This window comes from Bacillus sp. SB49, from assembly GCF_000469135.2.
GTDB lineage: Bacteria > Bacillota > Bacilli > Bacillales > Halobacillaceae > Halobacillus.
Genome location: NZ_CP048117.1, coordinates 2,337,228 through 2,350,386 on the forward strand (window position 1 = coordinate 2,337,228; position 13,159 = coordinate 2,350,386).

Sequence of the window (13,159 nt, forward strand, 5' to 3'; positions counted from 1 at the left end):
TAGATGGAACTCATCATGGCCGTACTTGCCGGACTATTATTCGCAACAGGAATCTATAACCTCCTTCAAAGACAACTGTTGCGCATCATTATCGGGACCGCACTGATTTCGCACGGAGCCCACCTCTTCATCCTAACCATGGGTGAACTGAAACGCGGGGCTCCACCGGTGTTGACCGAAGGAGTAGAAAATTATGCAGATCCGCTGCCGCAAGCATTAATTTTGACATCCATCGTCATAAGCTTCGGTGTCACAAGTCTACTACTCGTATTAGCTTATCGGGCCGCTAAGATCAACGGCACCGATAATATGGAGCAATTGAGGGGTAACGATTATGAGTAACTTAGCTGTACTACCTATCATCCTGCCGCTTTTAGCCGGCATTATCGTCGCATTCATCCACAAAAAGACAGCACTTGCCAGGAACATATCTAAACTATTCGCTGTCTTTAATCTTGCTGTCGTCATCTACGCCTTCTGGCAGGTAAAAAGCAACGGCACTCTCGTTCTTGAATTAGGGGATTGGCAGGCTCCGTTCGGAATTGTACTCGTCGGCGACCTGTTATCCATGACCCTTGTTTTAACAACGAACGTCGTCGCTGTCGCGTGCGTATTTTTCGCCCCGCAGTCACTCTCTGAGAAAGAAGAATCCTTTTACTTCTATACATTCTTCTTTATGCTGATTGCAGGCGTCAGCGGGGCTTTTCTTACAGGTGACTTGTTCAACCTCTTCGTATTCTTTGAAGTACTGTTGATGGCGTCTTACGGCCTCATTGTTTTAGGAAATGGAAAAGCTCAGCTTCGTGAATCCATTAAGTATGTATTGATCAACCTGTTTTCTTCCATGTTGTTCGTTACGACCATCTCTTTCCTTTACTCTGTTGTCGGGACCGTAAACATGGCTCAAATAGCAGAGCGTGTACAGGAAGTGAATCAGGATGGAATCTTGACGACAATCGGGATCCTGCTTTTCTTCGTTTTCGCAACGAAGGCAGCTGTATTCCCTCTTTACTATTGGCTGCCAAGACCTTATATTTCACCCAATCCTGTAGTATCTGCCCTTTTCGGTGCATTGCTTACAAAAGTCGGAATCTATTCGATCCTACGAACATTCACTTTGATGTTTAATCAGGAAGTTCAGCTTACCCACTCCCTGTTTATCATCCTCGCAGGTTTGACGATGATTTTCGGAGTGGTCGGAGCGCTCTCCACGAACAATGTTAAATTGATTGTCGCCTATAACATCATTCCTGCTGTTGGATTTATGTTAATGGGCATTGGAATCTTCACGGAAGTTTCCATCAGCGGAACGGTGTACTATCTGGTTCATGATATGATCATCAAGAGTGTACTCTTCCTCCTTGTCGGCGCTGTGGTTTACGTAGCAGGAACTTCCGACCTCAGAAAAATGGGAGGATTGATTCACCACTACCCTGTCCTCGGCTGGTTATTTTTTGTCGCTACCCTTGTACTTGCGGGTATCCCACCGTTCAGCGGCTTTATCGGTAAACTTCAGCTGCTGCGCGGAGGGCTTGCAGAGGAAGAAATCGGAATCGTGATCATCGCTCTGCTTTCCAGTTTGATGATCCTCTTCTCCATGATCCGCATTTTCATTCGTGGTTTTTGGGGAGAAAAAACAGATATTCCAATTCCTGAACGTAAAAAGAAAGGCACACGTATGGCTTGGCCGGCCGCCGGTCTGCTTACTCTATCCGTTCTTTTGGGAGTCGGTGCAGAATTATTCTACCCGACGATCCAGTCCATCGCCCAGTATTTGATGGATCCGCAAATCTATATTGATTCTGTGTTAAAGGAGTAGAAGCTGATGCCTTTACAAATCGTTATAAACATCATTATTGCTATCATGTGGATGTTCCTTAGTGAAACGTACAATTTCTCTTCCTTTCTTGTTGGATATATTCTCGGTATCGTTTTATTGTTCGTTCTGCGAAGGTTCATCCCTGATTCTTTCTACATGAAACGTGCCTGGAAGTTCCTTCAGCTCATCCTCTTATTCATAAGAGAATTGATTTTATCTAACATTGATATCGTCAAACACGTGTACAAGCCCAAGCTGAATGTTCAACCAGGGATTTTCGCGCTGCCGGTAGATGTCAAGACAAATTTTGAAATTACGCTGCTGGCTAATTTAATATCCCTGACACCCGGTACCCTGTCGGTCATCGTGAGCGAAGACCATACAAAAATTTATATCCATGCAATGGATATGCCGGACGTTGAGAAGTCTGTGAATGATATTAAAGAGACATTTGAACGTATGATCTTGGAGGTGACGAGATAATGGACAGCGTAGCAAGTTTCACAAAAACCCTCGTGGATATTTCGGCAACCATTGCTATTATCGCCGTTGCCGTTTCCGTCATCATGCTCCTTTATCGTGCCATCACCGGTCCTACGAACCCGGACAGGGCGGTTGCGCTTGATATTATAGGCATCAACTTGATGGCATTGGCAGGATTACTCGCCATCCTGCTTGTGACAACCAAATTTAATGATGTCGTCTTATTGATTGGGATCCTGCTGTTTATAGGTACGGTTGCCCTGGCGAAATTCCTAGAAAAGGGTGTTATCATTGAGCGGGACATGGATTAACATCATATTTGACATCATCATCTGCCTTTCACTGCTCAGCGGTGCTTTCTTCCTCATATCGGGATCCATCGGTATTTTAAGATTTCCGGACGTATATACAAGGCTGCATGCGGCCACGAAGAGTTCGACTCTGGGTGTGGCAGGTATTATGATCGGAGCATTTCTTTTCCTGTATGTGGAACACGACATCGTAAGTGGAAAATTACTGCTCGGCATCGTATTCGTACTGTTGAGCGCACCGGTTTCCGGACATATGATTTCACGTGCTGCTTACCGCAGCGGCGTCCCTTTATGGGAAAACAGCATTAAAGATGAATACGCTGAAGTTTTGAAGGAAGAACAAAAGCGGCAGATGCCGGATAAATAAAAGCTCCCCCAGCGAATATCGCTGGGGGATTTTCTTTATCATGACAACTATATTTTAAGGGGTACAAGCACAGACCTTCCCACAGGCACATAAGTATGTGATAGGCGTTTGCCTAATCCACGAGGAGGTGCATCCTGTGAGCAGTCTGATCGCTTCTATCCTATACTTTTTTAAAGAGTCCCTCTTCTTCATGTCCTACGTTAAGAACCAGGCCTTTCCGAACCCGCTGTCCTCCGAAGAAGAAGCGGAGCAGTTGAAATTGATGCAGGAAGGCAGTCATGAGGCAAGGAACAAACTAATCGAACATAACCTTCGTCTCGTTGCTCATATCGTTAAAAAATTCGAAAACACGAAAGAGGATTTCGAGGATTTAATTTCTATTGGAACGATCGGCCTCATCAAAGGAATCGAAAGCTATTCGACAGGCAAAGGAACGAAACTCGCCACCTATGCTGCGAGATGTATCGAAAATGAGATTCTAATGCACCTCAGATCGACGAAAAAGACAAATAAGGACGTTTCCCTTCAAGACCCCATAGGACACGACAAAGAGGGTAATGAGCTTAATTTACTCGATATCCTGCAGGCGGACGTAACGGATATCGTCGAAGAAATCCAACTTCATATGGAATTAGAGAAAATCAAGGACTTCATTACTATTCTCGATGAGCGGGAAAAAGAAGTGATCATTTTCCGCTATGGATTAAATTCCACGGAAGAAAAGACTCAGAGGGAAATAGCAAAGGAACTCGGCATCTCAAGAAGTTATGTCTCTCGCATTGAAAAGAGAGCCCTTATGAAGATATTCCACGAATTCTATAAACAGAGTAAACAAGGAAAGAAATAAATAAAAGAACCGGGTCCCCAAATGAGGAACCCGGTTCTTTTATTTATCTGCCGACAGCCGCTGCCATTTTCTTATTTTCATAGTCATGAGGAAGGCAGTGATCAGCGCCGCGCCGATTAATGGGTACAGATACATATAGGTAGCCGTTCCATACTCATAAAGGCTGATTAAAGTTCCAATATATAAATAACTGCTGAATATCAGTAAAGTCATGATAAACCGCTTATAGTCGGCTATCTTCTTTTTCCATTCGGTAGATTCCATAAAACTTCCACCTCCTGATCTATAGATATCGTATCATATCCATATCCATTTGTCGGTGGAAATTACTGTTATTTATAAGACTGGATCATCGTCATAATCATTTGTGCCGCGTTTTCTGCCGCCTTCGGAAGGAACTCATCGAAAGAAATTGATGATTCTTTGCCGGCAATATCCGAGAGCGCACGGATGACCACAAAAGGTGTCCCGTATTTATGACAAACCTGAGCAATGGCAGCTGCTTCCATCTCTGCTGCGATCATATCCGGGAACTTCCCTCTTACAAAATCCACTCGGACGGGATCCTGCATGAAAGAATCGCCTGTAGCAATGATTCCTTTAGCTGCACGTGCATCCGTCTTAGCAATGGCTTCCATCGCTTTCTCCATTAATTGTTCATCGGCATCGAACATAGCCGGCATTCCAGGTACCTGCCCGTACGCATAATCAAAAGCGGTAACATCGACATCATGATGGGTGACGGAGGTTGATACGACGACGTCCCCCACCTCCAGCTCTTTGGCAAATCCGCCCGCCGAACCTGTGTTTATAACCGCGTCTATTTCGTACTGCTCATGAAGAATCGTAGCGGACACCGCTGCATTGACCTTCCCTATCCCTGATAACAGCAATACCACCGGCACGTCGTAAAGCGTACCCTCGATATATTTACTTCCAGCCACTTCTTTCTCCGCAGTCACTTCCATTTCCGACTGCAGGCGTTCGATTTCTTCATCCATTGCTCCAATAATTCCGATAGTCATATTTAAACTTCCCCTTTTAACGATTGATTTCTTTCTCTTTCAACACTTCCAGCTTCGTCGGCTTATAGCCTTGGCCGTCGACCCATTCAACAGAAACACGAAGATAGCCGGTTTCACTTTTATCCGATACAGTAGCGACCGCTTTATTCGGACCTCCGCCGTTGCCGATCCACCAATAGATGATATCGTCTTCAGCAAGTCCTACCCCTTTTCTAATCGCCTGCTTCAACTCTTCATAGTCTTGAGAGCCTTCCTGATAGGTTATGCTGTGGTTCCCGCCTGTATCCTGCTCTGTCGGTACAGAGGACCAATCTTTCGTTACCACACGTTCTACGTTAGGATCTTCACTCTCTTCCACTTTCAATCCTTCCTCATCCTCAATAGGCTTCAGCTCTTCAAAACCTTCGAGTGAGACTTGTGTGCCTTCGCTTTCTTCTTTCTGTTTGGAATCGTCTTTGGACTTACTGGATTGCTCTTTATCCTGCTTTGCTTTCTCAATTAACGATGCCTCGGTGCTTTTCGCTTTACCGGGTTCGTCATTAGTGCTGAATACCATAACCGAGATGAATACGGCAACAACGAGGACGCCTACCCCTGATAACCACGTGACCCACTTGAAGCTGCGTCTCTTCTTCTCATTGCGCGATGAACGGGAATTCGATGTATGTTTTTCTGACATTGTCCTTCTCCTCCTTTTGACTCGTGTATATTATACATGATGTCAATGCGCCAACCAATACTTCCATGGTCCTCCCTGCTATTGCCCGGGAAATGTAGAAAAAAAAGGCAGGGAGAATAAGCCCTGCCTTTACGATTCATAGAATTATTTAACGGTAACGATCTTCACGTCTATTTCTCCACCTGGTGTAGCGACTTTGACCTGATCGCCTACTACATGTCCGATCAGACTTTGAGCCATAGGAGAATCGTTGGAGATTTTCCCTTCAAACGGATCTGCTTCTGCACTACCTACGATCGTGTATGTTTCTTCTTCACCATCAGGAAGTTCCTGGAATGTAACAGATTTACCCATTGTAACCGTATCCGGGTTTTCAGTATCGTTTTCAATGATGACAGCATTGCGGATCATGTTCTCCACCTGCGTAATACGGGCTTCAACGAAAGCCTGCTCGTCCTTCGCTGCATCGTACTCAGAGTTCTCAGACAAATCGCCGAATCCGCGGGCGATCTTGATGCGTTCCACTACTTCTTTACGACGCTCCGTGCGAAGGTGCTCCAATTCATCTTCGAGCTTCTGTTTACCTTCTTCAGTCATGTAATAGCTTTTATCTTCTGCCATGGTCGAACACTCCTTTAATACAAGAAAAAATGATAGTCCTTAATATAGGAAATGAGCAGTACACCGGTACGCTCATTTGCAAATTACTATACTTTACCCGAGGACATGATGATTTAGAACTACTATTGAAACTATGCCAGATTTCTGCCAGTATTTCAACTATTTTCTTTGCTTACCGCTTGTCCCTTTTCGTACAACACCGTTTGTATCTTCGTAGCCATCAAATCAATCGCCACGTGGTTCTGTCCGCCTTCCGGGATAATGATGTCCGCATAGCGTTTCGTCGGTTCTACAAACTGCAGATGCATCGGGCGTACAACGTTAATATATTGGTCGATGACCGAATCGAGCGTGCGGCCCCTCTCATTGATATCCCTCATCATACGGCGGATAATGCGTACATCAGCGTCCGTATCAACGAATACTTTGATATCCATCATATCTCTTAAACGCTCATCTTCCAGGACCAGGATCCCTTCGACGATTATGACTTCCTTAGGGTCTACGTGAATCGTTTCTTCAGACCTCGTGTGTCTTGTATAATCATATACAGGCTTCTCCACAGGCTTCTGATCAATCAACTGTTCCAATTGTTCAATCAATAGATCATTGTCGAAAGCCAGCGGGTGGTCATAGTTCGTCTCCAGCCGTTCCTCAAACGGAAGGTGGCTCTGATCCTTATAATAATAATCTTGTTCTAACATCAATAACGTCTTGTCCGTAAAGCGCTGGATGATGGATTTGGTGACAGATGTCTTACCTGACCCGGTTCCTCCTGCAACGCCGATAACTACTGGTTTGTCGTGCATGCTTCTGGCTTCTCCTTTCATCCAATTCCTTGGATATCTATGACCTTTTATTTATTTCTTCTTCGTAATCGCTACTCCGTCCCCGATCGGAACAATCGTCGTATGATAGTCCGGATGACGAACCAGCCATTCATTGAAACCGCGGATCTTGCGTGCGATCTTTGCCATACGCGGACCGGCATCCGTATCGTCCGCTACATATCCCTTAAAGAGGACGTTATCGGAAATGATCATTCCGTCCTGCTTCACTAACGGGGAATAGAGATGGAAAAATTCCTCATACTTCCCTTTCGCAGCGTCGATGAACAGCATATCGAATGGTCCATGACCGCTTACCACTTCTTTCACGTCCAAAGCATCTCCATGAATGACGCGAATCTGATTTTCTTTATGCATGTTGCGAATATTGGACAGTGCCTCGTTATAACGTTCTTCATCCCTTTCGATCGTCGTAACGGTGCAGTCCGGATTAGCTTCTACCATTCTAAGCGCAGAATATCCGATCGCCGCTCCGATTTCCAGGATGGCTGTTGGTTTCTGGATCCGTATGAGCTGCATGAGAAATTCAATACCTAATGGCTCCATGATGGGAACATGATTTTCCTTGGCATACGTTTCCATTTCTTTGACAGGTCTGGAAGGCTCTGAAAGCAATGATTGTAAATATTGCTCTTGCTCCATCAAGTTTCATCCCTTCACAATAATTTTACAACCACACTATTTTAACACAAAAAAAAGAAGGAATGCGAGTGTTCCCGTCATTCCTTCTAAAAAATTCACTGGCCGGTTATATGTTCTTCTTTATATATATTATGCTGCTTCAAGGTTTCAGAATAATGAATGTCTCCATCACTGTCTGCAAGGAAGTAAAGATAATCGTTATCATTCGGTTCCGCTGCAGCTTTTAAAGAGTTTTCATTGAAATTGGATATCGGGCCGACCGGAAGTCCTTTCACCTGATACGTGTTATAAGGAGAGTCTACTTCCAAATCTTCATACAGCACTCTGTCCTTATGTTCTCCAAGGGCATAAAGGACGGTAGGATCGGTTTGCAGGGGCATCTCTTCTTCCAGTCGGTTCTGGAAAACACCAGAAATCTCCTCCCTGCTTTCTGCCGTCCTTGCTTCGTTCTCAAGAAGGGATGCCATGGTTACGAGATCATGGACGTCTTCTATACCTTTTAATCCATCCACCTCATCCATATATGGAAGAACGACGGACTGGGTGCGGTCGAGCATACTCTCAATGATTTGATCAATGCTTGGGTCCTCTACATTAAAAGGATAAGTAGAAGCAAATAAGTAGCCTTCCAAAGGATAACGAATATCCTCGTTCAGGATGTCTTCCGTAAGTAAATCCGGATACTTCTCCATTAACGTCTTGACATATTCCTCGTCATTGGCCCGTTTCAGAAATTCCTCTTTTGTAAAGTCCATTTTCTCAGCATAAGCTCCCGCGATCTCTTCCAAATCCCTTCCCTCTGGAATGGTTACGGTAACTGCTGCATCCTTGACAAGCTTTCCTTCTTTCAAGGATTCAATAACTTCATCAATGCTCATGGATGAAGTGAACTGATAATCTCCAGCCTGAAAATCGGACTCATTCTTGAATTTCGTATAGAAACGGAAGATCATGCCGTTCTTGATGATATCATTCTCTTCCAATATCGATGCGATTTGCGAAGTGGAAGAACCGAGGGGGATTTCAACATTTTTCTGCTTTTCGTTTCCCGGATCCACCGGTTGAAGAGCGGAGCGGACGTACAAATAGCCCGAAAGCCCTCCAATCAACAGGATGAGGACGAGTGCCGTCAATATACCGGCTACAATCTTTCTTACGGTACTTGCTTCTTCTATTCTATTTTTCAGCTTTTTCTTATACTGTGTATTAAAGTCAGATTTAGACAACAGCCTTCCTCCTTTCATCCGGTACATTATACTATAAATTGAAAGAACCTTTCTACAAATTGCCCGGATTTTCTACAAATGCCGCCGAGACAGCTCCTTTTCAGAACCTTTATTTAAATAAACCTGCCCTTTATACATGCTGTAATTTTCAGGGAATGAGAGCCAAGGTCTCTTCACCGCCCGATCTTCTTAACAACATAAAAAAACCCGCAGCAGAGCTGCAGGCTTTTGGGCGTGACTATAATCAGGTAAGGTCTTCATCAGTCAATGTATTCAGCATTTCTTCGACCATTTCCCACTCATCTTCTGATTCGATTTGGAATAGAGCAAGATCATCCTCTTCGTTCCCTTTTTCCTCATAACGGAAAGCGAAAACTTCGACTTCGTCGCCTTCCTTCTGCTCCGCAGGGATGACGGCAATGTAAGAATGTCCGGTCTGCTCGACGTCGAACGTGAACAACACCTCAAATAGATGCTCTTCTCCGTTCTCGTCCGGTATAATGATGCGTTCTTCTTTTGCTAATGCCATATCAGACATCCTCCTTTATTGTTTCGAATCCAAATATCCTTGTAAAATCATAACGGCAGCCATCTTATCGATGACCTTCTTCCTTTTCTTACGACTGACATCAGCGTCGATCAACACTCGTTCAGCAGCCATTGTCGTAAGTCGCTCGTCCCACAAATGGGTTTGGAGACGAAATTCCTCTTCAAGCCAAGCAGCGAATTTTTGACTGGCTTCTCCACGTGGACCGACGGTTCCGTTCATGTTCTTCGGAAAACCGACCACCGCTTCCGTCACCTCATGGTCTCTGATGACCTCGGCCAGATTGTCTTTCGCTGTGTTGAAGTCCTTCTCGTCCCATCGGAGCGTCGTAAGCCCCTGGGCAGTCCAGCCGAAGGCATCAGAAATTGCGATGCCTATCGTCTTTTCCCCCACATCTAAACCTATTTTCTTCATTCCATGCCCTCTTTATTCTCTTTGATGTAAAACTTTACCAACTCTTCGATCAGCTCATCTCTTTCGATTTTTCTGATCAGGTTTCTTGCATCCTGGTGACGAGGAATATAAGCAGGGTCTCCGGAAAGGAGGTAGCCTACGATTTGATTAATCGGGTTATACCCTTTCTCCTCCAGTGCACTGTGCACAGATAGCAGTACGGATCGGACATCTTGATCAAACGGTTCTTCCGAGAAGTTAAACCTCATCGTCTTATCCATTGAACTCATTACAGTCACCTCGCACATTTATTGTATTTACTCCATTATATACCTATTTGCAGGATTAGAAAAACTAGGCTTTCTGTCCCGCATATTCTTTGGCATACGTAAGAGCATCCGGGATTTTGGAAGCATCTTTGCCGCCTGCCTGCGCCATATCCGGACGGCCTCCGCCGCCGCCGCCGCAGATAGCAGCTGCTTCTTTAATCAATTGACCGGCATGATACCCTTCTTCTACTAAATCCTTGGATACTCCTGCAATTAATTGAACTTTCTCGCCGTTAGGTGCAGCCAGCAGAATAATGCCGGATCCAAGCTTCTGCTTCAAGTCATCCACCATGGAACGAAGGCTGTTCATATCCTTGACATCCACTTTCTTCGCAAGGACCTTCACGCCTGCTACTTCCTCTACATCATCAAGGATGCTGGAAGCTTCCAGGTTGGATAGTTTAGCGCTGAGTGAATCCTTCTCTTTCTGAAGCTCTTTCATTTCTTTATGAAGAGCATCGATCCGGTCCGGCACCTGTTCCGGCTTCGTTTTAAGAAGCGCTCCCGCCTCTCTCAAGACGTTTTCCTTTTTATTCATATACAGATAAGCATCTTTGGCAGTCACAGCTTCTACCCTGCGCGTCCCTGCACCGATACCGGTTTCGGAAACGATCTTGAACAGGCCGATTTCCGCTGTGTTCTGCACGTGACAGCCGCCGCAAAGCTCAAGGCTGTAATCGCCGACTTGAACGACTCTTACAGTGTTTCCGTATTTTTCTCCGAAAAGCGCCATTGCTCCCTTTTCTTTTGCTTCTTCGATAGAGCTCAGCTCGATCGTTACAGGGATCGACTGCCACACCTTCTCGTTTACGATGGATTCAATCTGCTCCATTTCTTCGTCGGATACAGAGCCGAAATGGGAGAAGTCAAAGCGGAGGCGATCCGGTTCAACGAGGGATCCCGCCTGATTAACATGATCTCCAAGGACATCCTTCAATGCCTGATGAAGGAGATGGGTCGCTGTGTGGTTCTTGACGATAAAGGAACGGCTTCCCGGATCCACCTCGGCAACCACTTTCGTACCCTTCTCCATGGATCCTTCCCGGACGATTGCTTCGTGCATATGTTGTCCATTAGGAGCTTTCTTTACATCCGTCACTTCCAAAAGAGCCGCTTCCGAGCGCAGGAACCCTTTATCTGATACCTGACCTCCGCTTTCCGCATAGAAAGTCGTTTGATCGAGGAAGAGATACACCGTATCCCCCGCTTCGGCATGCACAGCGAAATCTTTTCCTTTTATCATTTCAACAACCACCGCTTCTGTCCGCAGGTGATCATACCCGATAAAGGAGCTTTCCACATGGACATCTCCAAGTACTCCGTCCTGTACCTGCATGGAGTCCGTCTTCTGGCGGGCGTTGCGGGCACGCTCCCGCTGTTTCTCCATTTCTTCACGGAAACCTGCTTCATCAATGGTGAATCCAGCTTCTGCTACATATTCTTCTGTGAGCTCTTTTGGAAACCCATACGTATCATAAAGGCGGAAAACTTCCGTTCCAGGAAAGACGCTGCTTCCTTTCTCTGATTCCTGCTTCATAATAGTAGAGAGGATTTGCAGTCCGTCATTCAGCGTTTCGTGGAAACGTTCTTCTTCGGTCTTGATGACGTTTTTAATGAATGCTTCCTTCTCTTTCACTTCTGGATAGAAATCGACCATGATATTAGATACTTGCGGGACAAGTTTATACATAAACGGTTTATCGATTCCAATCTGCTTAGCAAAGCGAACCGCTCTTCTCAGCAGACGGCGCAGGACATACCCGCGTCCTTCGTTGGAAGGCAGGGCTCCATCACTGACAGCGAACGTTACGGTTCTCATGTGATCGGCGATGACTTTAAATGCTGCATCTCCATCGACACTGTCTCCATAGGCTGCTTCGGCAATTTCTTCTGTTGCTCTAATGATTGGAATAAACAAATCTGTTTCAAAGTTCGTTTCCGTCTCCTGGATGACACATACCATCCGCTCCAAGCCCATTCCTGTATCGATATTCTTCTTCGGAAGCGGTGTGTACGTATCGTCAGGGTTATGGTTGAACTGCGAGAACACAAGGTTCCAGATTTCCAAATACCGTTCATTCTCGCCGCCTGGATATAATTCCGGGTCGTTGGAGTCGCTGCCGTATTTCTCGCCGCGATCATAGAAAATTTCGGTGTTCGGTCCGCTCGGCCCTTCTCCGATGTCCCAGAAGTTCTCTTCAATTCGGATGATCCTCTCGACAGGAAGACCGATCTTTTTCTCCCAGATTTGATAAGCCTCATCATCTTCCGGATGGACAGTCACAGAGAGCTTCTCCGGATCGAAGCCGATCCATTTCTCGCTTGTTAGAAACTCCCACGCCCACTCTATAGCCTCTTCTTTGAAATAATCTCCAATAGAGAAATTCCCCAGCATTTCGAAGAATGTATGGTGTCTTGCCGTAAAACCGACATTTTCAATATCGTTGGTTCGAATCGACTTCTGGGCATTGACGATTCTCGGGTTTTCCGGAACCACCCGTCCGTCAAAATACTTCTTCAATGTCGCTACACCACTGTTGATCCATAAAAGCGTCGGATCCTCATGAGGAACGAGGGATGCACTTGGTTCCACACGGTGGCCTTTCTCCTTGAAAAAATCAAGGAACATTTGTCGAACATCTGCGGATGTCAATTTCTTCATAACAGAAACCTCCTTGAATTATATACAATTTAGACGGTACTGGACGAAGCTTCATCTTTGACAGACACAGAAAAAACTCCCGTCTCTGCCTGATGATTCGGCAGGGACGGGAGTTTTTCCGCGGTACCACCCTGATTATAGACCTGTTGCATCTATCATCTCGAATGCTGATAACGTAGCATGAATCCGGCGGGGATTAGCCGCACTCCGGAATAGCGTTCAGCAACGATCATGGAGCACGTCTTTCAGCCAGGGACGTACCTCTCTATCCATAAACAATGTCGCTTACTCGGTTCCTTCTTCGTGTTCTTCGTCCAAATAGTCTTCGCTATGCGTAATTATAGATAACTGTCCTTCATC

17 protein-coding genes are annotated in these 13,159 nt (G+C 45.5%); 6 read left to right on the forward strand and 11 right to left on the reverse strand.

Translation table 11 applies throughout. The annotated features are described in order from the left end of the window. The first annotated feature begins 3 nt into the window (after nt 1-3). The 6 genes from M662_RS12310 to sigK all read left to right on the forward strand — a co-directional run bounded on the left by M662_RS12310 (nt 4) and on the right by sigK (nt 3,827). On the forward strand, nt 4-342 hold the full coding sequence (locus M662_RS12310) for a Na(+)/H(+) antiporter subunit C (RefSeq protein ID WP_026577186.1): 339 nt from the start codon (nt 4-6) through the stop codon (nt 340-342). After that, nucleotides 335-1,819 (forward strand): Na+/H+ antiporter subunit D, encoded by a 1,485-nt coding sequence (locus M662_RS12315; RefSeq protein WP_008638347.1) that lies wholly within the window; start codon nt 335-337, stop codon nt 1,817-1,819. Before M662_RS12310 ends, M662_RS12315 begins: the two co-directional genes overlap by 8 nt. Before the next feature lie 6 nt (nt 1,820-1,825). Beyond that, nucleotides 1,826-2,302, forward strand: coding sequence for a Na+/H+ antiporter subunit E (locus tag M662_RS12320; RefSeq protein WP_008638349.1), 477 nt, complete (start codon nt 1,826-1,828; stop codon nt 2,300-2,302). Next, a complete protein-coding gene (locus tag M662_RS12325) occupies nt 2,302-2,613 on the forward strand; it encodes a Na(+)/H(+) antiporter subunit F1 (RefSeq protein WP_008638352.1) in 312 nt (103 codons plus the stop codon). Before M662_RS12320 ends, M662_RS12325 begins: the two co-directional genes overlap by 1 nt. Next, nucleotides 2,594-2,980, forward strand: coding sequence for a monovalent cation/H(+) antiporter subunit G (gene mnhG, locus M662_RS12330; protein WP_008638354.1), 387 nt, complete (start codon nt 2,594-2,596; stop codon nt 2,978-2,980). Before M662_RS12325 ends, mnhG begins: the two co-directional genes overlap by 20 nt. Nucleotides 2,981-3,116: 136 nt before the next feature. Further along, the gene (gene sigK, locus M662_RS12335; protein WP_008638357.1) at nt 3,117-3,827 is read left to right on the forward strand and encodes an RNA polymerase sporulation sigma factor SigK; all 711 of its coding nucleotides are present in this window, start codon (nt 3,117-3,119) and stop codon (nt 3,825-3,827) included. Nucleotides 3,828-3,866: 39 nt separating this feature from the next. Here sigK and M662_RS12340 read toward each other — a convergent pair whose 3' ends face one another. The 11 genes from M662_RS12340 to alaS form a co-directional block, all read right to left on the reverse strand. After that, entirely contained in the window at nt 3,867-4,091 is a 225-nt protein-coding gene (locus tag M662_RS12340) for a YrhC family protein (protein WP_008638358.1), read from the reverse strand. 68 nt (nt 4,092-4,159) lie between these two features. After that, nucleotides 4,160-4,852, reverse strand: coding sequence for a 5'-methylthioadenosine/S-adenosylhomocysteine nucleosidase (gene mtnN, locus M662_RS12345; RefSeq protein ID WP_008638360.1), 693 nt, complete (start codon nt 4,850-4,852; stop codon nt 4,160-4,162). Between the two features lie 16 nt (nt 4,853-4,868). Continuing rightward, nucleotides 4,869-5,531: a YrrS family protein gene (locus M662_RS12350; protein ID WP_026577185.1), complete on the reverse strand. Its 663-nt coding sequence runs from the start codon at nt 5,529-5,531 to the stop codon at nt 4,869-4,871. Nucleotides 5,532-5,675: 144 nt separating this feature from the next. Beyond that, nucleotides 5,676-6,152: a transcription elongation factor GreA gene (gene greA / locus M662_RS12355; protein ID WP_008638365.1), complete on the reverse strand. Its 477-nt coding sequence runs from the start codon at nt 6,150-6,152 to the stop codon at nt 5,676-5,678. Nucleotides 6,153-6,307: 155 nt separating this feature from the next. Further along, nucleotides 6,308-6,961, reverse strand: a complete 654-nt coding sequence (gene udk, locus M662_RS12360) for a uridine kinase (RefSeq protein ID WP_008638367.1) — start codon at nt 6,959-6,961, stop codon at nt 6,308-6,310. 51 nt (nt 6,962-7,012) lie between these two features. Next, nucleotides 7,013-7,642: an O-methyltransferase gene (locus M662_RS12365; protein ID WP_008638369.1), complete on the reverse strand. Its 630-nt coding sequence runs from the start codon at nt 7,640-7,642 to the stop codon at nt 7,013-7,015. Nucleotides 7,643-7,737: 95 nt separating this feature from the next. Then, a complete protein-coding gene (gene mltG / locus M662_RS12370; RefSeq protein ID WP_026577184.1) occupies nt 7,738-8,868 on the reverse strand; it encodes an endolytic transglycosylase MltG in 1,131 nt (376 codons plus the stop codon). 244 nt (nt 8,869-9,112) lie between these two features. After that, on the reverse strand, nt 9,113-9,397 hold the full coding sequence (locus M662_RS12375; RefSeq protein ID WP_008640320.1) for a DUF1292 domain-containing protein: 285 nt from the start codon (nt 9,395-9,397) through the stop codon (nt 9,113-9,115). 15 nt (nt 9,398-9,412) lie between these two features. Further along, nucleotides 9,413-9,829 (reverse strand): Holliday junction resolvase RuvX, encoded by a 417-nt coding sequence (gene ruvX, locus M662_RS12380; RefSeq protein ID WP_008640319.1) that lies wholly within the window; start codon nt 9,827-9,829, stop codon nt 9,413-9,415. Next, nucleotides 9,826-10,098 (reverse strand): IreB family regulatory phosphoprotein, encoded by a 273-nt coding sequence (locus tag M662_RS12385; protein WP_008640318.1) that lies wholly within the window; start codon nt 10,096-10,098, stop codon nt 9,826-9,828. The genes ruvX and M662_RS12385 overlap by 4 nt, the downstream gene beginning before the upstream one ends. 64 nt (nt 10,099-10,162) lie before the next feature. Beyond that, a complete protein-coding gene (gene alaS / locus M662_RS12390) occupies nt 10,163-12,799 on the reverse strand; it encodes an alanine--tRNA ligase (protein WP_026577183.1) in 2,637 nt (878 codons plus the stop codon). Nucleotides 12,800-13,159 lie beyond the last annotated feature (360 nt).